We start from the raw sequence: 22,850 nt of genomic DNA on the forward strand, positions 1-22,850 counted from the left end.
TTGCACATAATCTACCTGCTCACTGGGGATTGCAATAGAGGGGGCCTTATTCGCTGCTCAGTTCGCTCTTTTTATGGTTTTTAAAGCAGCAACTTTCAGGGTAAGGATAAAACTCTTCAAAGTGGCCGCGTAGTGATTTGGATTGCACCTGTTTCCACCAGTCGGCCTCGAACAAGTTGGGATGATATTGTTGTAGTACCTGCCGATGCTTAAGGTGGGTTGTTACAAAGGTCGCAAACTCTTCAGGAAATATGTCATTCTCGGCAACCGAGTACCAGGGCTCAGCCTGCATCTCTTGTTCTGGATACAGCGGTTCTGGAATGCGTCGGAAGTTACAATCAATGAGATAGCAAACTTCGTCGTAATCGTAAAAAATCACTCTGCCATGGCGAGTGACACCAAAGTTTTTCAGCAGCAGATCGCCAGGAAAGATATTGGCGGCAGCCATCTCTTTTATCGCCCAACCATAATCAATTAGCGCGGCATTCGCTTGTGATTCACTGGCTTGATCCAGATAGAGGTTGAGTGGCACCATTCGACGTTCGATATACAGATGTTTAATGATCACCAGATCATGGGTTTCAGTGATGCTACTGGGGGCTGTTTGCCTTAGTTCCGCCAATAAAGCATCACTTAAGCGGCGTTTAGGAAAGCGGAAATTAGCGAAGTCCTGTGTGTCGGCCATCCTGCCGACCCTATCATGCTGCTTTACCAGCCGGTATTTTGCTTTTACCTGTTGTCTACTCATCCCTTTGCTGGGGCCAAACTTGTCTCGTATTACCTTGAATACCACATCGAACGAGGGCAGGGTAAATACGCTCATTACCAGCCCTGGGATCCCGGGGGCAATATCAAACTGATCGCTACTGTGTTCCAGGTGGTGCAGGTAGTGGCGATAGAATTGGGTTTTGCTGTGTTTTAAGCAGCCGATGGCGCTGTACAGCTCTGCGTCACTTTTATGTGGCAGCAGATGGCGAAGAAAGGCCACTACTGATGAGGGGGCTGGTATATCGACCATAAAATAGCTGCGGGCGAAGCCAAACAGAATGCTCACCTGGTCACGCTCAGTTAACACGGCATCTACCATGACCCCCTCGCCTTCGCGATTGATTAAGCAGATAATAAAGGGGTGGCTGATATGTTCGCTAAACAAACGCCCCACCATGTATGCGCCTTTATTGCGGTAAAAAATCGGTTTGAGTATCTCAAGTGTTGGAATTCCAGGGAATCGTTCCAGCTGTTTTCGTAAGAGGACGGCGAGTTGCTCGATGTCTGCGGCTTTATCGTGCCAGTTATCAATAAAACCACTGGAGCTTAGGATCTGCTCGGCGATGGTGCCGAGAGGCACCCCGACGAGTCGGTAGTGGTGTAGTGGCGCATCTTTTTCTGGTGGTGGGCCGCCGGCCCAGACAAAGGCATGGGGGGGAGTTAAGAATTGATGATGGAACATCTTGCCGTAGGTTGAGTTGTAGAAGCTTTCGGCTAACTCGCGACAAGGACTGTTGACGGTTTGCTGTTGGTAGCTTTGTTTAATGGCACGCCATAGTTCTACCTCTAAGCAGTCTTTTTGCTTACGCAGTTTGTTGGAAATCTGTGCAACACGGCCATCATAGATCTGCAGCCGCTCTCGTGACGCGACCTGCACACCTAGCCAATCGGCGTTGACAAAACGTTGGCCAGATTCCCTGGTGATACTCAAAAAACGGTCGTAGCAAAGGTTAAAGCTTTCCAGGATCTGAGCTGCTAATTCGTCGGGCAGTGCCATCGATAACACCTTGTGGTAAGACCAGTTTTGTAGTTTTCAGTGTAGTCGGTGCAGGCGAGCTGGCGCAAGCTGGTCTATCTAGGCAGAATAGGGCATGAATTTGGTCACTGTTATTGAACCATGGAATTGATTTTTGTGCTGGTTTCACCAGCGAGGCCCGCCAATGTAGGGGCTGTGGCTAGAGCGATGAAAACCCAAGGATTTGCCCAGCTGCGTATTGTGGACAGTGTGGCACATCAAGATCCCGAAGCTGGATGGGTGGCCCATGGTGCTGAAGAGCTGTTAGCCGAGGCAAGTTGCTTTGCATCGGCCGATCTGGCGTTGAGTGATTGTGACTTTGTCATCGCAACCACCGCTCGACGACGGGGATGTGCCAGAGACTATTGGTCGCCGCAGCAAACGCTACAGCAGCTCGAGTCCAAAGCGACTGCGATCCAACGTGTAGCGCTGTTGTTTGGCTGTGAAGAGTCGGGATTACCCAATACCCTGATTGATCGTGCCGACCTGCTCAGCTGCATTCCCCTTGCGCAACCTTATCCATCGCTGAATTTGGGACAGGCTGCGATGGTTTATGCGTACGCGTTATCACCTCTAAAAACGCTATTGTCGGGTGCAGGGCAAGGGCGGGACGATCTGACTGACTCGGGCGAATGGCAAGCGCTTAAGCAACGTGTCGCGACGTTACAGGAAAGCCTACTCAACAGCGAAGATCAAAAACTGTCAGAGTGGCTACATGACCGTTTGGGATTGGTAGAGGGAAGAGATATTCGTATGCTGCATACGTTATTAAACGACATTGAAAAAGCGCTGCTATAGATGGTTGATCCTCAGAACGACGCTACGCCATCTCGATCAGAGCCTCCCTTGGTTTCAGTTATAACGCCGGTTTTTCGCGGCGAGAACACACTGTTACGCGCAGTTGAGAGTTTGTTGGCTCAAGACTACAGCCATTGGGAGCAGTGGATTGTGGTTGATGACGGTGTGGATTATCAACAATTGCTTGCCAGCCATGGTATCTGCGATCCCAGGATCCACTTTATTAGCTCTGGAGAGATTGGCTCAGGCCCTAATCACACACGCAATTTGGCATTAGCGAAAGCGCGAGGGGCGTTGATCGCGCCGTTGGATGCTGATGACCTCTACTATCCTACTCGGTTATCGACGTTGGTGCCTCTGGCAATGAAGTATGGTGTAGCTGGCGATAACGTTGATATTGTCGATGAACAGAATGGTCAACTGATGGCCACTCTGTTGCCGCAATATCAGGGATATCGTTTATGGTCGGCCGCTGGCTATAGTCAGACCAAGACACCACTAATATTTTTATTCCGTCGTGACTGTGTTGGTTTGGGATGGCATCGTGATGTTCAGTTAGGCGAGGATACACTGTTTAACCTTCGTGCCATGGAGCGCGCCAAGGGCTGTGTTATGTGGGGCGAGCCGCTGCATCAATACCGTGTCAACAGTGAGTCGATTTGCCACAGCGATAATGCGGCTGAGCGCGCAGATATGGCTTATCAGCACTGTTTGGATCGCCTACTTTCCGACGCGATGGGCTTTGGCAGTGAGCCGTTTAAACGCATAGTCGAAACGATGTTACGAGACAAAAAGCGGGTTAATCTGGCTTATGATGCAGCACTTAAAAACGGCTTTGCAGGTAGTTATCAACATTTTTCGTTAAAACATTATCCATTGGATAAACAATATGTACCGCAAGGTACAGAGGAGTTATGCATTGAGTGATTTGGCGATGGTTGTATTGGGCGCCGGCAGTGCAGGGGCCACTGAGCTGCTGCCGTCCAGCTTTGTGCTGGAGCAGGAGGGACGTCCAATTCTGTTGATTGATTGTGGTGCGGGTGTGCTTGATGCGTATCGGCGCCAGTATCAGCAACTACCGGAAGCGGTGTATATCAGTCACCCGCATATGGATCATGTGGCGGATCTGGAAAAGTTGTTTATCGCCGCTTGCTTTAACGATAAGCCCGCCCCGCGGATCTATGTGCCGGCGGCGATTGTGCCGCGTTTGACCCGCATGTTTGATAATCACCCAGGGCAACTGGCTGAAGGGGGGGCGAACTTCTGGCAAGTGTTACAGTTAGTCGCGGTGGATAGCGGATTTTGGCTGGCGCAGCATAACTTCAGGGTGACTCCTGCGCGTCATCATCAATTGGATTTTAGTTTTAGCTTGTCGTTGCCTGGGCGCTTTTTCTTCACTGCCGATACGCGACCTATTCCTGAAGTGTTGCATCACCTTGCTGCTGGCGGAGAGCCGATCCTGCACGATGTCGGTTTAGTTGCGAATCCCTCCCACACAGGAATAGAAGATATAAAGCGCGACTATGATGCGCGGCTCTGGTCACGGCTTTATCTCTATCATTATTACGCTGAGAAAGATGCTGCATTAATGGAGGCCGAAGGATTTAATGTGTTGCGACCGCGACAACGATTGATACTTCCTGCAGAGCGTACGTCTGATGTGGTGACAGCATAAAAACAGTGCTTGAGTGTCATTTTTTCTAGACACTGGTCAGTTCAGGTGATTTTTATCACATGCTTGACTTTTATGTGAGGTCGTTTTCTGGTAAAACACTCACTCACCTTTTGTAAGGCTATAAAAGCAGAACATGAGCAGCACAGTGCGCAACACCATTATTATCACCATTACCCGCACCCATGGGGAGACGGGCTGAGTTTTTGCGCACTAAGAACAGAATCACAGCCCGGGACCCAAAAGGTCGCGGGCTTTTTATTTTTCAGGAATGTAAGGGCGAGGTAGGAAATGCGAGTACTTAAGTTTGGTGGCACGTCACTGGCAACAGCCAGTCGCTTCCAGCAAGTGGCTGCGATAGTCGCCGACAAGTTCAAGTCAGAGCAGGTCGCATTGGTGTTGTCGGCGCCATCAGGAGTTACTAACGCACTGGTGGCTGCAGTACAAACGACATCTCAGGGCGTTGATGCCCAACAGCACATCGAATGTATTGAGTCGACCTTTACCAACCTGATTAACACCCTGAATGAGGAGTTCCCTGGGTTCGCTGCCGATCAGCTACTGCAAAAGCTGCATCAGGAGATGGGGCAGATGAAGGAGCTGTTGCGTGGCGTCAGTTTATTGAAGCAGTGCCCGGATAACATTCAAGCGCAGATCTTGGTGAAAGGCGAACGTATGAGTGTCGCCACCATGATTGAGCTGATTAAAGCGAAGGGTTTGAACGCTGAAGGCATTGACCCTGTGCAGAAGTTTGTTGGCGTGGGCGACTACCTCTCTTCGATGGTTGATATTGAACAGTCTTCCGCACGTTTTGACAAAGTGTCTTTACCGACTGATGCCGTATTGGTGATGCCGGGCTTTACCGCGGGTAATGATGCCGGCGAAATTGTTACGCTGGGGCGTAATGGTTCGGATTATTCTGCTGCTGTACTGGCTGCTTGTCTGAAAGCATCATGCTGTGAAATTTGGACTGATGTGGATGGCGTATACAGCTGTGATCCGCGCCTGGTGCCCGATGCCAAGCTGTTAAAAAGCCTTAGCTACCAAGAGGCGATGGAACTGTCCTATTTTGGTGCCAAGGTACTACACCCTAAAACGATCGCACCCATTGCCCAGTTCCATATCCCTTGTTTAATCAAAAACACCCATAACCCTGCTGCTGAAGGCACCTTGATCAGTGCGCAAAGTGACAGCGAAGGCTTGCAAGTTAAGGCGATTTCGAATCTGAGTGGCATGACCATGGTGAGTGTCTCTGGTCCTGGTATGAAAGGCATGGTGGGTATGGCCGCCCGTGTATTTGCAACCATTAGTCAGGCCGGTGTGTCTATTACCTTAATCACCCAGTCTTCCTCTGAGTACAGCATCAGCTTCTGTATCCATAGCAGTGAAGCGGAGCTGGCACGGCAGGTCTTGCAAGATGAGTTCTATCTGGAACTTGAAAACAAACTGCTGGATCCTATTGAGATGCTTGATGGCTTGGCCATCGTCTCTCTGGTTGGTGACGAGATGAAGAAGTACAGTGGTGTTGCCGCTAAATTCTTCCGCGCGTTAGCACAAGCCAATGTGAATGTTGCAGCCATTGCTCAGGGCTCGTCAGAGCGTTCTGTGTCAGCAGTCATCAATGATGAACGCTGTAATCATGCGATCCGCGCCTGTCACGAGAACTTTTTCGACACGCTGCATTATATTGACGCCTTCTTGGTGGGGTGTGGCACGGTGGGCGGTGAACTGCTCAACCAGGTGCAGCGTCAGCAGGAGCGTTTACGTCAGCAAAACATCGGTTTACGTATCTGTGGTATCGCCAATAGCAAAGGCTTGACCTTATCCCCTGAAGGATTGGCGTTAGATAGCTGGAAGCAGGCGGTTGCCGAACAGGAGAAAACGCCATTTACACTGGATGAATTGCAGCGTTTCATCAAAGAAAATAACCTGATTAATCCAGTATTGATCGATTGCACTAGCAGTCAGTCTTTGTCCGACGACTATCTGGCTTACTTGCAAGCTGGATTCCACGTGGTGACAGCGAATAAGAAAGCCAATACGGGTGGAATGAACTACTACCGCGCATTGCGTCAGGCTGCATTGCAAAGCAAACGTCAGTTCCTCTATGACACTAACGTTGGTGCAGGTTTACCTGTGATTGATAACCTCAAAGGCTTGCTTAATGCAGGTGACCAGTTGTTAAGCTTTGGCGGTATCTTATCGGGTTCACTGTCTTACATCTTCGGCAAACTGGACGATGGCATGGCGTTCTCAGAAGCCACCGCTATCGCCCGTGAGAATGGCTTTACCGAGCCGGATGCCCGCGATGACCTTTCCGGCACTGATGTTGCGCGTAAGCTGCTTATTTTGGCGCGTGAAGTTGGTCTGGAACTCGATCTGGAAGATATTGATGTGCAGCCTGCGTTACCGCCTGGTTTTGACCAAAGCGGTGATGTCGAAAGCTTTATGGCACGTACTAAAGATGCCGATGCGTTCTTTAGCGATTGGTTAGCCAAGCTGAAAGATGAAGGCAAAGTGTTGCGTTATGCCGGTACCATTGATGAAGAGGGCAATTGCCGTTGTGGTATTGAAGCGGTTGGGCCTGAACATCCACTATTCAGCATTAAGGACGGTGAAAACGCCCTGGCGTTTTACAGTGAGTATTATCAGCCTCTGCCATTTGTCCTTCGCGGCTATGGCGCAGGCGCCGCAGTAACCGCAGCCGGAGTGTTCTCTGACGTGCTGCGAACGCTGCCATGGAAACAGGAGCATTAAGCCATGGGCTTGAATGTATATGCACCGGCCTCTATCGGTAATCTAAGCGTTGGTTTTGACATTTTAGGGGCGGCCTTATCGCCAATAGATGGCTCCCTGCTAGGGGACAGCGTCAGCATTGAGAGCAGCACCACGGGAGATTTTTCTCTGCAATGCGTGGGGCGCTTCGTTGACAAACTACCGGCGGATCCCAAGCAAAACATTATCTACGATTGCTACTTGGCCTTTCGTAAAGCGATGGCCGATATGGGGCGTACCGATGAAGTTGCTGTGAGTATGGTGCTGGAAAAGCACCTGCCCATCGGCAGCGGTTTAGGCTCCAGTGCCAGCTCTATTGTCGCAGCGTTTTATGCGTTGAATGAGCATTACGGTAAGCCATTTTCTGAAGCGCAGCTGCTGGCGATGATGGGTGAGCTGGAAGGCCAGATTAGCGGATCTATCCACTATGATAATGTCGCGCCATGCTACTTAGGTGGCATCCAGCTGATGCTGGAACGAGATGGCAGGATCAGTGAAAGCTTACCTGTGATTGAAGATTGGTATTTTGTCTCTGCTTATCCTGGTATTTCTATTTCGACTGCTGAAGCTCGTTCTATTTTGCCAAATCATTATAGCCGTGCCGATATCATCGATCATGGCCGTTACTTGGGTACTTTTATCCACGCGTTATATCGTGGTGATGGCCAGCTGGCTGCCGAATCGATTCGTGATGTGGTGGCAGAGCCTTATCGCAAACAGCTTATCCCTGGCTTTGATGCTATGCGGGAACAGATGATGGCAGATGGCGCTTTGGCGGTGGGTATCTCAGGATCAGGCCCTAGCGTGTTTGTGATTACCGATTCAAAAGAAAAAGCCGAACAGATGCATCAGTGGATGCAAGCTAACTTTATTCAAAACGATCGTGGCTTCAGTCATGTCTGCCAGATCGACACCCTGGGTACCCGGGTTCTGGAGGAAACAGCATGAACTTGTACAACATCAAAGACCATTCTGAGCAGGTTAGTTTTCAACAAGCAGTAAGACAAGGCTTAGGCCGTAACCAAGGTCTGTTCTTTCCAGCTGACTTACCTTTCTTCGACAATATCGATGAGCTGTTGGCGATGGACCTAGTGAGCCGTAGTAAGGTGATCCTTAGCGCATTGATTGGCGAAGAACTGTCAGATGAAGCATTAGAAGGCATGCTTGGCCGGGCGTTCCATTTTCCCGCGCCAGTTAAAAAAGTGACTGATAAAATCTCAGCGTTGGAGTTGTTCCATGGCCCAACGTTAGCATTTAAAGATTTTGGTGGCCGCTTTATGGCTCAGTGCCTGCGTGAGTTCGGTGGCGGCCAGAAGATCACCATCTTAACTGCTACCTCAGGCGATACTGGTGCTGCTGTGGCGCATGCTTTCCATGGCATCGATAATATCGATGTGTTGGTGATGTATCCGAAAGGTAAGATCAGTAAGCTGCAAGAAGCGCTGTTCTGTACCCTAGGTGACAACATCCATACCTTGGCCGTTGAAGGGACTTTCGATGATTGCCAAACGATGGTGAAGCAAGCCTTTGATGATGTTGAATTGCGTGAAGCTGTTGGCCTGAACTCTGCCAACTCTATCAATATCAGCCGTTTGATGGCGCAGATCTGTTACTACTTTGAAGCCGTGGCGCAGATGCCAAAAGAGGCAAGAGATAATCTGGTGATCTCGGTGCCTAGCGGCAATTTCGGTAATTTGACTGCTGGCCTGTTAGGCAAAGCGATGGGATTACCGGTGAAGCGCTTTATTGCCGCGACCAACGTTAACGATACGGTACCTCGCTATCTGCAAACGGGTGAGTGGGCGCCAAAAGAAACTATCCCGACTCTGGCCAACGCCATGGACGTGAGTGCGCCAAATAACTGGCCACGCATTGAAGAGCTGTGCAAGGTGAAAGGTTGGGGCTTGGACCAATTAGGTTATGGTGCTATTGATGACGCCACGACGGTAAGCACCCTGCAGGCGATGAACGCCGAAGGATATTTGTGCGAGCCCCATGGCGCGATTGCTTATCATGTGCTGAATGAGCAACTGCAGGAAGGAGAATATGGCCTGTTCCTGTGTACTGCCCATCCAGCTAAGTTCAAAGAGAGTGTCGATGAAGCACTGTCTATGGATTTGCCACTACCTAAGCCACTGGCTGACGCCGCAGAGAAACCATTGTTATCAGAGACTATTGCTGCTGATTTCAGCTTGGTTCGCGCAAAGCTGATGAGTTTGTAGTGCTAACTTCGCTTTAGTGATAGTTCAGCAAAAGGCAGCCAATCAAGGCTGCCTTTTTTAATGGGGATAGCTGACGCCTACAATCATTCTGATCAGTGACCTCACTGGCACTAAGGCAGTTTCAAGCTACAAAAAAACCGCCTGCTGGCGGTTTTTTTCAAACAGGTAACTTAGGTCGGTGGACGTTGACCTAGGTGTTACAGGCTTTCGGTAAAAGTACGAGTGATCACGTCACGCTGCTGTTCAGGTGTCAGTGAGTTGAAGCGCACTGCGTAACCAGATACACGGATAGTCAGCTGTGGGTAGTTCTCTGGGTTTGCAATCGCATCTTCCAGTGTTTCACGGCTTAGTACGTTTACGTTCAAGTGCTGGCCACCTTCAACTTTAGGTGCTGCCATTTCCATCGCCACTTCTTTGTACTCGATGTTGCCTAGCTTAGATAGGGCTACCACTTCGTCTTCGGCGTACAGGTCATCTTTTACGCACAGGCAGCGTGCTTCGCTTGCTGCTTCATCCAACAACCAGAAAGAGTTGATCAAGGCGTCGTTGTCGGCTTTAGTGATTTGGATACCGATAGTCATAATATTACCCTCAAAAGAGTTAAAAAAAGGATTTCAAATTCTGAATTGATTTGTATCACGAAAGAGGTATCTGAAAATTGATCCAGCGCAATGAAAGCGCTGGATCAGGGTGTTATGCAGCTTTTTTTATCAGGCTGCGTAGATACTGGATCTCTGCCGGCCACAGCGTTTCATCAATGGTTTCCAAGACTAACGGAATATTATCAAAGCGAGTATCTGGCATGATGTACTCCCATACAGCGTTACCTATGGTGCCCATGCCCAGACTATGGTGGCGGTCAACACGGCTGCCTAGCGGGTTCTTGGAGTCATTGAGGTGCATAGCGCGCAAGTACTGGAAGCCAACGACCTGTTCAAACTGTTGAAATGTTTTTTCACAAGCTTCATGACTGGTTAAGTCATAGCCCGCAGCAAAGCTGTGGCAGGTATCGAGACAGATACCGACGCGAGATTTATCTTCTACCTGCGCGATAATTTCGGCCAACTGTTCAAAGCTATGGCCAAGATTGCTGCCTTGGCCTGCGGTATTTTCGATCACGGCGCAGACGCCTTGCGTCTGATCTAGAGCGATATTGATCGATTCAGCAATGCGGCTCAGACATTCAGAGACGGTGATCTTCTTCAAGTGGCTGCCGGGATGAAAGTTCAGTAGTGACAGCCCAAGCTGTTCACAGCGCTGCATTTCGTCAATAAACGCATTTCGGCTTCGTTCCAGCCCGTCAGTTTCAGGATGGCCCAGATTTATTAAATAGCTGTCATGGGGCAGGATCTGATCACTTTTGATGTTGGCTTTGTCGCAGTTGAGTTGGAACTGCTCAATGTTTTTCTGCTCTAGCGGTTTGGCGTCCCAGCGGCGCTGATTTTTGGTAAATAGGGCGAATGCGTTCGCACCAATTTTTTCGGCGTTGAGGGGGGCGTTTTGTACGCCGCCAGAGGCACTAACATGGGCACCAATAAACTTCATGGCGAGCTTCTCTAGGTTCTGATAATGATTGAGCGACAGTGTAACCTCCTTGCTTAGACAAACAAGCGGCTGTCAGCGGGATTGTTAGGTGCTGATTGGTGTTGTTGCATCGCTTTGGCTTGGTTACTCTGGCACACAAATTCAAATATTAGGATGACTAACGTGGGTTTCGCGAGCTGGCAGGAGTTAATCGAACAAGAGAAACAGCAGGCCTATTTTCAGCAGACCTTGGAGGCGGTAGAGCAAGCTCGGCGATCTGGTGTTACTGTCTATCCACCTCATGAGCAAGTTTTCGAAGCCTTTCAAGCGACTGGACTAGAACAATTAAAGGTGGTGATCTTGGGGCAGGATCCATACCACGGCCCAGATCAAGCTCATGGCCTCTGTTTTTCTGTGCAACAAGGGGTTACTCCGCCCCCTTCGTTAAAGAATATCTATAAAGAGTTGGCCAATGATGTTTCGGGTTTTCAGATCCCAACACATGGCAATCTTCGCCCGTGGGCTGAGCAAGGGGTGTTGTTGCTTAATACTGTGCTGACGGTGGAAGCTGGAAAGGCTCACTCCCATGCCAAGTTCGGCTGGGAGACATTTACCGATGCAGTGATCGCTAAAATTAATCAGCATCAGCAAGACATCGTTTTCATGTTGTGGGGGGCGCATGCCCAGAAGAAAGGCCGGATGATTGATCGCCAACGTCATACCGTACTTGAGGCGCCGCATCCATCACCACTGTCTGCTCACCGGGGATTTTTTGGTTGTGGCCATTTTTCTCAGGCCAATGACCGCCTTGTCGCTCTCGGTAAAGACCCCATTCAGTGGCAGGTGTAGTGGGGTAGAGATAGGGGATTCATGGCCGAAATGAATATTTTGTGAAGCAGATCGCTAGAACGTCTGCCTATTCAATGAGTTCTATTAGTTTTGGTCAAAAATGTGTCACTTTCCTCGGGCTATGATGGGAACATATGACTCAGATGTCGGTCACAATTTTATAACAGGTACTCACCTCGTGGGGATGAGCTGCTTATACTGGTTGTTCAGCTTTTAACTCATGGCTTATATAAATCAACCATTTAGACCATCGGGAGAGGTCCTATGCTCGAACTAATACACAATGACCATAAGAACTTGGCAATACTAATCCAGTTGCTGAGAGAGCGTCATGCCGCATTGGTAGAGAAGGGAGAAGTCAATTACAGCCTGATCCGGGATGTGGTGGATTACATGCAGGAGTACGCTGACAAGTATCACCATAAAGTGGAAGACGTGGTCTATGACTACTACCTCACCCATAAATGCCAACAGAGCAGTGAAGGGAATAAGTTGTCGGTTGAGCATAAAAAGCTGGAATTGAATACTGATGAACTGCGCACCATGCTTGATATGATCCTCAATGATTGCGTCATTCCTCTGGATCAATTCGCCGATAAGCTCGGCGAGTTTATCGCGATGCAACAAGCGCATATGGATTATGAAGAGCAACATATTCTGCCAGAACTAGCAGCGGTGATGACTAAAGATGATTGGCAGGCGGTAGCAGACAAATTCCCGGTATGCCCAGGAACTACTTTTGAAGAGGCGAAAGCGACGGCCCAGCGCCTTGATCCTTTGTTTGGACAACAAGTAGCAGAGCAATACAAAGATCTAGCCAAGCGTCTACAGACCCGAAATGAGTGTGTTAGCGTTTAGGCTTATCGCCTGATATTAAGCAATTTGGATGAAATAAAAAGCCCCGGACAGAATCCGGGGCTTTTTTTATATTTCTAAGTCATCTAACTCTAAATCATGTGCCCAATCAATATCTTGCAACTCTTTCTTTAACCTGAAACGCTCTTGAATAGATTCGATTTCACGCCATTTACGTTTTTTTTGTCTGCTCCCCTTAGGCCCGCGCTCTTGTCCGGCAACTTCTAATGCTAAACGCTCCATGCTTACCTCCGGTTTTATATTGTTGGCAATTACGGTGATATCATAACCAGGTTAAAAATAAAACGATGATGTTGCGCTTTTGTTATTGCGTCACACTTTCTTTGGTTATTTTCACTTGTCAGATCCCGTTGTTTATCTCTGAATGCCTAACGCCTCTGTGCTTTGTGCGCCACTTTGTTGTTTAACAACGATCAATTCCGTTCTTCGTCAGTTGTGTTATCTTTCACCGTCTCCTTAGAACAAGGTTTTTGGGGAGCTAAGGGCACCATTGGGTTCGCTAGCACAAACTCAGTGACAAGCTATATTGATAGCGACTTGCCCTCGCGCAACACTTGTTAGCCCGAATGAATTGAATGCGCTCGCCTATGGCGTGCGTGACCGGAACTGATCTCAAGACTTTCACTGGAAAGGAGCACCTATGCTTCAGGCAATAAACCCGACTCAAACCGCAGCATGGAAGGCGCTTAGCGACCACGCTGAGCAGATGAAGAAAACTGACATTGCAGCCTTGTTTGCAAATGATGCGGCTCGTTTTGACAAATTTTCACTACAATTTCACGACATCCTTTTCGACTATTCGAAGAATTTGCTTACCGAAGAGACGCTGACCAAGTTGTTGGCGTTAGCTGAGCAAACAGAGCTGAAAGATGCGATCGACAAGATGTTTGCCGGCGATGAGATCAATGCCACGGAAGGGCGTGCAGTACTGCACGTCGCCCTGCGTAACCGCAGCAATACACCAGTATTAGTTGATGGCGAAGATGTCATGCCAGCCGTGAATAAAGAGCTGGCGAAGATGAAAGCTTTCTGCGAGAAAGTGCATTCAGGTGAGTGGAAAGGGTATACCGGTAAGGCGATCACTGATGTGGTTAATATCGGCATCGGCGGTTCAGATCTTGGCCCGGTGATGGTGACTGAAGCGCTTAAGCCATATTGGAAAGGGATCACGCCACACTTTGTTTCCAACGTCGACGGCACTCATATTGTTGAAACATTAAAGAAAGTGGATCCAGAAACGACCCTTTTCTTGATTGCATCGAAGACATTTACTACTCAAGAAACCATGACCAACGCCCACAGTGCGCGCGATTGGTTCTTGAAGGCAGCCGGTGATGAAGCGCATGTCGCTAAGCACTTCGCTGCTTTGTCTACCAACCAGAAGTCAGTAGAAGCGTTCGGTATCGATAGCGCCAATATGTTTGAGTTTTGGGACTGGGTTGGTGGTCGTTACTCCTTGTGGTCAGCGATTGGCCTATCCATTGCGTTGACCGTTGGTTACGACAACTTCGAACAGTTGCTTCAAGGCGCTCACGATGTTGACCAACATTTTGCTACCGCAGAGATGGACAAAAATGTGCCTGTACTGATGGCGCTAGTTGGTCTTTGGTATGGCAACTTCTTTGGTGCCGATAGTGAAGCTATTTTGCCTTATGACCAGTACATGCATCGCTTTTCTGCGTACTTCCAGCAGGGCAACATGGAAAGTAACGGCAAGTATGTTACCCGTGATGGTGAAGCGGTAGATTATCAAACTGGCCCAATTATTTGGGGTGAGCCGGGTACCAATGGTCAGCATGCGTTTTACCAGCTGATCCACCAGGGCACCAAACTTATCCCTTGTGATTTTCTGGCACCAGCCGTGAGCCACAATCCGATTGGTGATCATCATCCGAAGCTGTTGGCTAACTTCTTTGCGCAAACTGAAGCGTTGGCGTTTGGTAAAGATCGTGCCACCGTGGAAGCTGAGTTGAAAGCGGCAGGCAAATCCGACGCTGAGATCGCTGAATTGGCACCGCATAAAGTGTTCTTGGGTAACCGTCCAACTAACAGCATGCTGTTTAAACAGTTAGACGCACGTACCCTGGGTCAATTACTTGCGTTCTACGAGCACAAGATTTTTGCCCAAGGCGTTATCTGGAATATCTTCAGCTTTGACCAGTGGGGCGTAGAGCTTGGTAAGCAGCTAGCTAACCAGATCCTGCCTGAACTGACTAACGATGATGCAGTAAGCAGCCATGACAGCTCTACTAACGGTTTGATCAACGCTTATAAAGCGATGGCGAAATAGTTAGCGCGATGATTGCTAGAAAAAAGGCCGCATTTGCGGCCTTTTTTGTGTTTGCAGTAGAGGAAAGCGAGCTAAGGCTGCTATAGCTGTTTGTCCAAAATGGCTTCTAGCTTCAGTTGGTCTGCGGCAAAGTTACGGATCCCTTCGGCCAGCTTCTCAGTAGCCATGGCATCTTGGTTGAGCTGCCAGCGAAACTCCGCTTCAGTCAGCGGCGCAGGTTTTGGCTTAAGTTGGGTTGGGGAATTTAGCTTCCGCACGATGCTTGTGTTGGCTTGGCTTAACTCTTCTAGTAGTCCTGGACTGATCGTCAGTCGATCGCATCCGGCCAGTTCAATGATCTCGCCACTGTTGCGAAAGCTGGCTCCCATCACCACGGTTTGATAACCATGTTGTTTGTAATAGTCATAAATGGCGGTGACAGACTGCACGCCAGGATCTTCAGCAGCGCTGTACTCTTTCTTGTCCGTATTCGCTTTATACCAGTCGAGGATACGGCCAACAAAAGGCGAGATAAGAAAGGCACCCGCTTCAGCACATGCTCGGGCTTGAGCAAAGCTAAATAGTAGTGTCAGGTTACAATTAATCCCTTCCAGCTCCAACTGCTTGGCGGCACAGATCCCCTCCCAGGTAGCGGCGATCTTAATCAGAATACGGTCATTGCTAATTCCGGCTGCGTTGTACAGCTTGATCAACTTGCGCGCTTTCTCCAGCGTTGCCTCAGTATCAAAAGAGAGGCGGGCATCCACTTCCGTTGAAATACGGCCGGGTACCAGTTTTAGGATCTCCAGGCCAACATTGACGGAGAGCTTGTCACTGGCATCAATCAGTTGCTGAGTGGTATCTGTGCTTTGGGCTTTGGCCCAGGCAATAGCATCATCGATATAGGGCTGGTAATCAGGGCTCTGTACGGCTTTCAGCAGTAATGATGGATTCGTGGTGGCGTCTTGCGGCTGGCTGCGGGCGATCGCGTCTATATCACCGGTATCCGCGACCACTGTGGTCATGGTTTTGAGTTGTTGCAGTGTATTCGCCATGGTATTCCCTGAATGTTGTTCGTTAGCTTCTCATATTGTTATTCTGCCGGTTGCTCCTGCATCCGGAGGCTTACTATAGCCGATGCTTATCCTTTGACAAAGGTGTGATGATATCGGTGTCGTTAATCTGATTAACTGGATAGACTTGTCGGCGGATGATTAGAATCAGGTGATGCTAAATTACCTGGGCGTTTACGCTTTAAATGGCTTGAGTTGTGCCATTGATGGGGATGCATGAGTGCAGTAGCAAACCAGTTTTATAAACGCCAGCGTTTGTTGGTGGTAGATGACTGCGCACCAATCCGTACAGCCATCAAAGGGATGCTACAAACCTTGGGCTGTGAAGATATTCAAACCGCCGCTAATGGTGAGCGTGCCCTGGCACTGTGTGAAACCCGTCCGTTTGATATTGTCTTGTGCGATTACAATCTCGGTGATGGCAAAGACGGTTATCAGTTGTTTGAAGAGCTGAAGCAACGGGCGCTGATCCAGCCGGAAAGTCTGTTTATTCTGATCAGTGCTGAAAATCGCCGCCAGGTGGTACATGGGGTGATCGAACTACAACCTGATGATTACCTGATTAAACCGTTTAGCTACGTCAGTTTAGGGCGCCGCCTTGCCCGTGCATTTATCAAAAAGCATTCATTAGCTTCAGTTTACCAAGCGCTGCGTGATGAGAACCTCGAAGATGCAGCAGAGCAGTGCTACCTTGCTGTGAAAAATGTGCCAGAGCATAAGCTCTTTGCCATGCGCATGCGCGGTGAGCTGTTGGTTAAATTAGGCCACTATCAGCGGGCGTTTGACCTGTATGCGGAAGTGCTGAGTGAACGAGACCACCCTTGGGCGATGCTGGGCTTAGCGATCACGCGCTTTCATTTAGGCCAGATCCGCGAAGCTAAATTGATGTTTGAGGCTTTATTAGAGCGAGCCGAAGTGCGGGTGGAATCGTTTGATTGGCTTGGACGGGTAGCTATCAGGGCGAAGCAGCTGGAAGCAGCACAGGAGTTTTTTGTCGAAGCCAGTAAACTCTCGCCGAGAAACATTGAACGTCAACGTGCCATTGCCCATTTAGCGATGGCGAATGATCAGCTAGAGATGGCGGTTAAAGCGCATAAGAAAATTGTTGAAGGGATCCGGCATTCGGTGCACGAAACACCACTTCATCACCTTAATTACGCCCGTTGCCTGGTCGATCTGGCGATCGAGAGTAATGATTTAGTGGCTGTGCGTTGTGTGAATCGCGCACAGGAGGTGCTACGTGATACCTGCCGCCGCTTCAACAGTGAGTTGCTTGATTCGCAAAATCAGATTTTGAATTCCCGTATCAGTGTGTTGAAAGGCGATATCGAAACCGCTCGTGTGTTGCTGGATCCGCAGCTTATTGCAGAGCCTTTACACAATATTGAAGATCAGTTGGATAAGGCCAAAGCCTTGTTTGGGGCTGGGGAGCCAGAGCAAGCGGAAGAGGTGATGTCGCAGATAGCGCAGATGAAGTCCGATGATGAACTGTCTGCGGCTACGCTCGGGGTGATTGTTGAGCGAGAGTCACAGCGGCAGCGGGTATTCAATGACAAGATCCGTCAGCTCAATAGTGATGGCATGGAGCTCTATCAGATTGGTGCGTATGGCGAAGCATTGGATTGCTTCATCGAGGCATTTGATATGATGCCTCACAGCGCCAGTTTGGCGCTGAACTTAGCACAAGCCTTAAGCAAAGCCTGGTCGTCAAAGCTCTCTCGGCTACAAGTTTTGGCGCTAGGGAAGCGCTGTAAATCTGTGATTGAACAATCGCCTTTGACTGAGCATAACGCCAAGCGCTATGACGCTATCAAGAAGGAGTTAGAGAGCGTCCTTAGTTCTCCGCGCTAACCTGCTACGCTTTGCTATATTCCCTTCCGTAAACAAAGCCACCATGCTTCCAATACAGATAGTCTCTGGAGATATCACCAAGCTTACCGTTGATGCCATAGTCAATGCCGCTAATCCCAGTTTGTTGGGGGGCGGTGGCGTTGATGGCGCTATTCATCGTGCCGCAGGGCCTGAATTGCTGGCCGTATGTCGTCGGTTGGGTGGTTGCGCTGCTGGTGACGCTAAGATCACCCCTGGTTTTAACTTGCCTGCTAGCTATATCATTCATTGCGTTGGCCCGGTTTGGCATGGCGGCACGCGAGGTGAAGCTGAACTGTTAGCCAGCACCTATCGGCAAGCGATGGCATTGGCGGCCGAACACCGACTGCAGAGCGTTGCTTTCCCTGCCATCAGTTGTGGCATCTATGGATATCCGTTGGCGCAAGCAACTCTGGTGGCGATCCAAACCATTGAGCAGTGCCGCCGACAAGGCGCAGGCTTGCCAGAAAAAGTGTTTCTGGTTGCCTTTGCTGACAACGATCAGCAAGTGATGAGCCGGGTTCTGGCAGACTGCGGCGCAGAATAAGTTAGATCATTTATTATCAGTCCGTGGCTGATGGAGGAAAAATGCTGGATTTTATTAACCTTATTAATGGCGTGTTGTGGGGAAACCTGTTGATCTATCTGTTACTCGGAACAGGTATTTTCTTTACCGTGCGTTTAGGGTTTATTCAGTTTCGCCACTTTGGTCATACCTTTACCGTTTTACGTCATTCACGCAAGAGCAGCAGCCACGGTATCTCATCATTTCAGGCGTTATGTACGAGTTTGGCAGCCCGTGTCGGTACGGGTAACTTAGCCGGCGTCGCGACGGCGATCATTGCTGGTGGCCCGGGGGCTGTTTTTTGGATGTGGTTGATTGCATTGATTGGGATGGCCACCAGTTTTGCGGAATCGACGTTAGCTCAGGTCTATAAGGTGGAAGATGATCAGGGGCTTTATCGTGGTGGTCCTGCCTACTATATGGAAGCCGGCTTGGGTAAGCGGTGGATGGGAATACTATTCGCCATCGCGTTGATCCTCTGCTTTGGTTTGGTATTTAACGCCGTGCAAGCCCACGAGATTAGCAAGGCGATGGAGCAAGCATTTGAGGTGCCTCGAATCGTCAGTGCGGGGGTGATGGTTGTTTTGGCGGGTTTCATTGTCTTTGGCGGCATGCGCACTATCGCTCGGTTTGCCGAGTTGGTCGTTCCGGTGATGGCGTTGGCTTATATCATTATCGCCTTTGGTGTTGTGCTGTTTAATATTGATCAAATGCCACGGGTGCTTAGCAACATCATAGGTAGTGCATTTGGCTGGCATGAAGCGGGTGCCGGGGCATTGGGGTATACCGTGATGGCAGCGATGATGAACGGTATCAAGCGCGGCTTGTTCTCCAATGAGGCCGGTATGGGTAGCGCACCTAATGCGGCGGCCAGTGCAGAGCCTTATCCTCCGCATCCGGCATCTCAGGGTTATGTGCAGATGTTAGGGGTGTTTATCGATACGCTGGTGATATGCACGGCGACCGCAGCGGTGATTTTGATTGCCGATACCTCAGGTGCCGATGGTGTGAGTGGTGTGCAGTTGACCCAGCTGGCACTCTCTTCGTTGGTTGGTAACTGGGGGGCGGGTTTTGTTGCCGTCGCTTTGCTGTTTTTTGCCTTTACCTCGATCGTGGCAAACTATGCCTATGCTGAAAGTAATTTGGTGTTTCTTGAGCATAAACACCTTGCCGGTTTGAACTTGTTCCGGTTGTTCGTGCTAGGCATGGTGGTGTTTGGCGCCTTGGCACAAAGCGACCTGGTGTGGAGTCTGGCGGATACCAGTATGGGCTTGATGGCGATTATTAACTTGGTCGCGATCTTGCTGTTATCGAAGGTCGTGGTCACCTTGGCGCGGGATTACCATCAACAACAGCGCGAAGGCAAGGTGCCAACGTTTGACCGTAAACAGTTCCCTGAGCTGGATAAACAGATCGCTCCAGGGGTGTGGGAAAACAAAAGTTAGTTTATTTATCGCTTCGATGGCACTGAGTCGGGATGGAATAAACGTGACGAGATAAAAGAGCGATGAGATTAAAAGGGGGCAATGAGCCTCCTTTTTTAATGGCTGACATTTGGGTTAAGGGCTGAATAGAGAGTAGACAGAAAGCAGTCATCGTGGTGTTAAATAGTCGCTCCTTGCGTCTATAAAAGGGTTGGCGCGTCTGACCGCTATGATATAGTCAAAGCCTGATTTCTTGCGCTGGAACGCCTGATGCTTGCTGTTATCTCGCCAGCTAAAACGCTGGATTATGAAACCCCGCCAATCACTGATTACTATTCACAACCTGAACTACTGGAACACTCGCAAGAGCTTATCCAGCGCTGCCGAGATCTGACACCAGATCAAATCGGCTCGTTGATGAAAATTAGCGATAAATTGGCAGGATTGAATGCAGCTCGCTTTCAGGAGTGGCAGCCTGACTTCACCCCACAGAATGCAAAGCAAGCCCTGTTAGCGTTTAAAGGGGATGTTTATGATGGGATGGATGCCACCAGTTTCAGTGATGATGATATTGCTTGGGCACAAGATCACCTGCGTATCTTATCGGGTTTATATGGCTTACTAAAACCGCTTGATCTGATGCAGCCCTATCGCCTAGAGATGGGGACCAAGTTAGATACCGCCAGAGGCAATAACCTGTATCAGTTCTGGGGCAACATTATCACTGAGCAGCTCAGCAAGGCTTTGTCGGCTCAAAACGATAGAGTGCTGATTAATCTCGCCTCTAACGAGTACTTTAAATCGGTGAAGCTGAAACCGCTGAAAGCCTTTGTGGTGACGCCGGTGTTTAAAGATCTGAAAAATGGTCAATACAAGGTGATTAGCTTTTATGCGAAAAAAGCCCGCGGCATGATGGCGCGTTATATCATGCAAAATCGCATTCAGGATCCGGAACAGCTGAAGTTGTTTGGTGAGGGCGGGTACTACTTTTCCGGCCCTGATTCGACAGAGTATCAGTGGGTATTTAAACGCGATCACACTTAGGCAAGCCGTTCATCTTGATGGCAAACCACAGGTCTAGGATATTGTGTTTTGCCATCATAACTATGTGACCGCGACATGGGTATTTGCCGCACTCAGAGCAGAATTTGCTTCTACCATTAGAGTTATCCGTTCACTGACTTCATTCATCTCGACATTTAGTCGCAGGAGACTCTCTTTATGCCACATATTCAGCTTCACAATATGCAAAAATCGGTAACCTCATCTGTTGTTTTTATCATTCTCTTTATTGTGGCTTTTTTTGCTAACGCTTCAGAAGTGGCGAGTGGAGACTTGCGTGCGGCGATCCGCAGCGCGGGTTTTTCCTGTCACCAAGTTATTAACGTAAAAAGTGCCGGTGATAATGACTGGGTTGTAAAATGTAATGCTGGAAAATATCGTGTTAAGCGAGATCCTAATGGCCAATTTACCGTGAGTCAGGTTGAGTGAATAGAGGTAGTCTAGGAGCGCAACCGCAGAAAGTGTCAATGTATGTTGTTCAAATAGAAGGTTATTCTCCCATCTTGTCGATGTCTGGGCTAAACGAGGGGATGACATCAGCTTGCCGCTAGAAAATCGAAGAAGAGAGTGATGATGTGGGATCAAGTGTATGCCACTGAGCAGTATGTGTATGGCAAATTGCCCAATGATTTTTTAAAGGAGCGCTACAAAGCCATTCCAAAGGGCAGGGTGCTGTTATTGGCGGAAGGGGAAGGGCGAAATGCCGTTTTTCTGGCGAAGCAAGGGTATGCGGCAACGGCCGTCGATATCTCTTCGGTCGGCCTGGAGAAAGCTAAAAAGTTGGCTGAACACAGCGCTGTGGATATCGAACTTGTTTGTGAAGATTTGGCCACATTTGAGCTCGGAGAAAGTCAATGGGACGGCATAGTGTCTATCTATTGCCATTTGCCACCAGCGCTGAGGCAAGATCTGTACAAACGTATTGAACGCGCACTTAAGCCTAACGGTGTTTTTTTACTTGAAGGCTATCGGCCAGCGCAATTGGCATATAAAACAGGCGGCCCACCTGTTGCAGAGATGATGATAGCAAAGGAAACGTTAGTTAAAGAGTTACCTAATATGACATTCAGTCACCTTGAAGAGCTGGAGCGCGAAGTGGTGGAAGGCATTAATCATCATGGTGTTGGCGCCGTGGTGCAAGCTATCGGCACGCTTAGGCAATAGCTCTGAACCTCCGACCTAACTCATTATGAACCCCATTGTCAGGCGTCACTTTGCCTGGTATTGCCATTGGTCTCCGACCTTGATTGTTTTTGATAAACCATCAACCAATATCGCATTTTGGCCGAAAAACGCGCCTGCTTTTACGTCGCCTAGGGTGGCCATCTCGGTCAACGCGCGTAGCGGCTGTCCCGTTGGTTCTTGGCGCTTACCTGACTGTTGATCAACCGTGATCATTGGGCAGCGCTCGCACGGTTTGCGCAGTGCCAAGCTGTAGTCATCATGGCTCACCTCTGAGACATGATTTTCCTGAAAGGCTGACCAACCGGTGACAATGATATTGGGACGAAAACGACTCATCGGTATCGTTGGTAACCCTTGTGCTGCCAGCACATTGTTGAACTCCTCCAGTGACGCTTGATTAGCTAGTAGGTATGGATAACCATCGGCGAAATGGGTATTGGCACTTTCCCCTTGGCGAAGGTGGCTCTGACTCACCGGTCGCTGGGCTTGCTCAGCGAAACGAACCAAGCGTAACGGGCGGGGCCATTGTGTACCGAGTACCTTGGCTAACCATTGCGAAACTGAGTCACCTTCATCCGTTGCTTCCACTTGATCTTTCCATACAGTGACATCCATCAGCGGCAACGGCACGTGTGTCGTGCGCTTAAGGGGGATGCTGAATGGTTCATGGCCTTCGGCACTTAGGATCAGTTGTTCTGGTTCTATGGCTGTTTTGATCGCTGCCAGGGCGGGACATTGACGCTGGGTGACGAAACGCCCTTTGCTATCGACCAGCATCCACTGCCGATCATATTGCAAACCTTCGACGCTTAACTGCGCTTCAGGTAAAGAGATGCCAGCCAGTGATTTCACCGGATAGATATACAGATGGGTGACCACACACGACATGGCAAGACTCCGTTGA

General features: G+C 49.3%; 21 protein-coding genes. 15 read left to right on the plus strand and 6 right to left on the minus strand.

Annotated elements, in window-relative coordinates; all coding sequences use genetic code 11:
- Positions 1 to 46: 46 nt before the first annotated feature.
- Positions 47 to 1,765, minus strand: a complete 1,719-nt coding sequence (aceK, locus tag EXY25_RS08665; protein ID WP_130566445.1) for a bifunctional isocitrate dehydrogenase kinase/phosphatase — start codon at positions 1,763 to 1,765, stop codon at positions 47 to 49.
- A 120-nt stretch (positions 1,766 to 1,885) separates the two neighbouring features.
- Between aceK and EXY25_RS08670 the strand changes: the two genes are divergently transcribed.
- The 6 genes from EXY25_RS08670 to thrC all read left to right on the plus strand — a co-directional run bounded on the left by EXY25_RS08670 (position 1,886) and on the right by thrC (position 9,250).
- Positions 1,886 to 2,581, plus strand: a complete 696-nt coding sequence (locus EXY25_RS08670; protein ID WP_130566446.1) for a tRNA/rRNA methyltransferase — start codon at positions 1,886 to 1,888, stop codon at positions 2,579 to 2,581.
- On the plus strand, positions 2,582 to 3,508 hold the full coding sequence (locus EXY25_RS08675; protein ID WP_130566447.1) for a glycosyltransferase family 2 protein: 927 nt from the start codon (positions 2,582 to 2,584) through the stop codon (positions 3,506 to 3,508).
- Positions 3,501 to 4,256, plus strand: a complete 756-nt coding sequence (locus tag EXY25_RS08680) for an MBL fold metallo-hydrolase (RefSeq protein ID WP_207232131.1) — start codon at positions 3,501 to 3,503, stop codon at positions 4,254 to 4,256. Before EXY25_RS08675 ends, EXY25_RS08680 begins: the two co-directional genes overlap by 8 nt.
- A gap of 288 nt (positions 4,257 to 4,544) precedes the next feature.
- Entirely contained in the window at positions 4,545 to 7,010 is a 2,466-nt protein-coding gene (gene thrA / locus EXY25_RS08685; RefSeq protein WP_130566448.1) for a bifunctional aspartate kinase/homoserine dehydrogenase I, read from the plus strand.
- Positions 7,011 to 7,013: 3 nt separating this feature from the next.
- Positions 7,014 to 7,976 (plus strand): homoserine kinase, encoded by a 963-nt coding sequence (gene thrB, locus EXY25_RS08690; RefSeq protein WP_130566449.1) that lies wholly within the window; start codon positions 7,014 to 7,016, stop codon positions 7,974 to 7,976.
- A complete protein-coding gene (gene thrC / locus EXY25_RS08695; RefSeq protein ID WP_130566450.1) occupies positions 7,973 to 9,250 on the plus strand; it encodes a threonine synthase in 1,278 nt (425 codons plus the stop codon). The genes thrB and thrC overlap by 4 nt, the downstream gene beginning before the upstream one ends.
- A gap of 197 nt (positions 9,251 to 9,447) precedes the next feature.
- Here the strand turns inward: thrC and grcA are convergent, their stop codons facing one another.
- Together grcA and nfo are read right to left on the minus strand one after the other, a co-directional pair.
- The gene (gene grcA, locus EXY25_RS08700; RefSeq protein ID WP_130566451.1) at positions 9,448 to 9,831 is read right to left on the minus strand and encodes an autonomous glycyl radical cofactor GrcA; all 384 of its coding nucleotides are present in this window, start codon (positions 9,829 to 9,831) and stop codon (positions 9,448 to 9,450) included.
- Positions 9,832 to 9,943: 112 nt separating this feature from the next.
- Positions 9,944 to 10,795, minus strand: a complete 852-nt coding sequence (gene nfo, locus EXY25_RS08705) for a deoxyribonuclease IV (RefSeq protein WP_130566452.1) — start codon at positions 10,793 to 10,795, stop codon at positions 9,944 to 9,946.
- Positions 10,796 to 10,948: 153 nt separating this feature from the next.
- Between nfo and ung the strand changes: the two genes are divergently transcribed.
- Together ung and EXY25_RS08715 are read left to right on the plus strand one after the other, a co-directional pair.
- Positions 10,949 to 11,623, plus strand: coding sequence for a uracil-DNA glycosylase (gene ung, locus EXY25_RS08710; RefSeq protein ID WP_130566453.1), 675 nt, complete (start codon positions 10,949 to 10,951; stop codon positions 11,621 to 11,623).
- A gap of 264 nt (positions 11,624 to 11,887) precedes the next feature.
- Positions 11,888 to 12,481, plus strand: coding sequence for a hemerythrin domain-containing protein (locus EXY25_RS08715; RefSeq protein ID WP_130566454.1), 594 nt, complete (start codon positions 11,888 to 11,890; stop codon positions 12,479 to 12,481).
- 66 nt (positions 12,482 to 12,547) lie between these two features.
- Here the strand turns inward: EXY25_RS08715 and EXY25_RS08720 are convergent, their stop codons facing one another.
- Positions 12,548 to 12,721: a DUF3545 family protein gene (locus EXY25_RS08720; protein WP_114337243.1), complete on the minus strand. Its 174-nt coding sequence runs from the start codon at positions 12,719 to 12,721 to the stop codon at positions 12,548 to 12,550.
- A 418-nt stretch (positions 12,722 to 13,139) separates the two neighbouring features.
- Between EXY25_RS08720 and pgi the strand changes: the two genes are divergently transcribed.
- Positions 13,140 to 14,789: a glucose-6-phosphate isomerase gene (pgi, locus tag EXY25_RS08725; RefSeq protein ID WP_114337244.1), complete on the plus strand. Its 1,650-nt coding sequence runs from the start codon at positions 13,140 to 13,142 to the stop codon at positions 14,787 to 14,789.
- A gap of 80 nt (positions 14,790 to 14,869) precedes the next feature.
- On the opposite strand, the gene tal is transcribed toward pgi, so the two are convergent.
- Complete coding sequence (gene tal / locus EXY25_RS08730) at positions 14,870 to 15,823, minus strand: transaldolase (RefSeq protein ID WP_130566455.1); 954 nt, start codon at positions 15,821 to 15,823, stop codon at positions 14,870 to 14,872.
- 234 nt (positions 15,824 to 16,057) lie between these two features.
- Between tal and EXY25_RS08735 the strand changes: the two genes are divergently transcribed.
- From EXY25_RS08735 to EXY25_RS08760, 6 genes are all read left to right on the plus strand, one after another.
- Positions 16,058 to 17,692, plus strand: coding sequence for a response regulator (locus EXY25_RS08735; protein ID WP_114337246.1), 1,635 nt, complete (start codon positions 16,058 to 16,060; stop codon positions 17,690 to 17,692).
- 43 nt (positions 17,693 to 17,735) lie between these two features.
- Positions 17,736 to 18,257, plus strand: coding sequence for an O-acetyl-ADP-ribose deacetylase (locus EXY25_RS08740; RefSeq protein ID WP_130566456.1), 522 nt, complete (start codon positions 17,736 to 17,738; stop codon positions 18,255 to 18,257).
- A 41-nt stretch (positions 18,258 to 18,298) separates the two neighbouring features.
- Complete coding sequence (locus EXY25_RS08745; protein ID WP_130566457.1) at positions 18,299 to 19,720, plus strand: alanine/glycine:cation symporter family protein; 1,422 nt, start codon at positions 18,299 to 18,301, stop codon at positions 19,718 to 19,720.
- A 249-nt stretch (positions 19,721 to 19,969) separates the two neighbouring features.
- Positions 19,970 to 20,743: a peroxide stress protein YaaA gene (gene yaaA, locus EXY25_RS08750; protein ID WP_130566458.1), complete on the plus strand. Its 774-nt coding sequence runs from the start codon at positions 19,970 to 19,972 to the stop codon at positions 20,741 to 20,743.
- A gap of 177 nt (positions 20,744 to 20,920) precedes the next feature.
- Positions 20,921 to 21,190, plus strand: a complete 270-nt coding sequence (locus EXY25_RS08755) for a hypothetical protein (protein WP_130566459.1) — start codon at positions 20,921 to 20,923, stop codon at positions 21,188 to 21,190.
- Positions 21,191 to 21,331: 141 nt separating this feature from the next.
- Positions 21,332 to 21,925, plus strand: coding sequence for a class I SAM-dependent methyltransferase (locus EXY25_RS08760; protein WP_246019530.1), 594 nt, complete (start codon positions 21,332 to 21,334; stop codon positions 21,923 to 21,925).
- 45 nt (positions 21,926 to 21,970) lie between these two features.
- On the opposite strand, the gene EXY25_RS08765 is transcribed toward EXY25_RS08760, so the two are convergent.
- Complete coding sequence (locus EXY25_RS08765; RefSeq protein WP_130566460.1) at positions 21,971 to 22,834, minus strand: MOSC domain-containing protein; 864 nt, start codon at positions 22,832 to 22,834, stop codon at positions 21,971 to 21,973.
- Positions 22,835 to 22,850 lie beyond the last annotated feature (16 nt).

The sequence above is a fragment of the Corallincola spongiicola genome (assembly GCF_004284785.1).
Lineage (GTDB): Bacteria > Pseudomonadota > Gammaproteobacteria > Enterobacterales > Neiellaceae > Corallincola > Corallincola holothuriorum.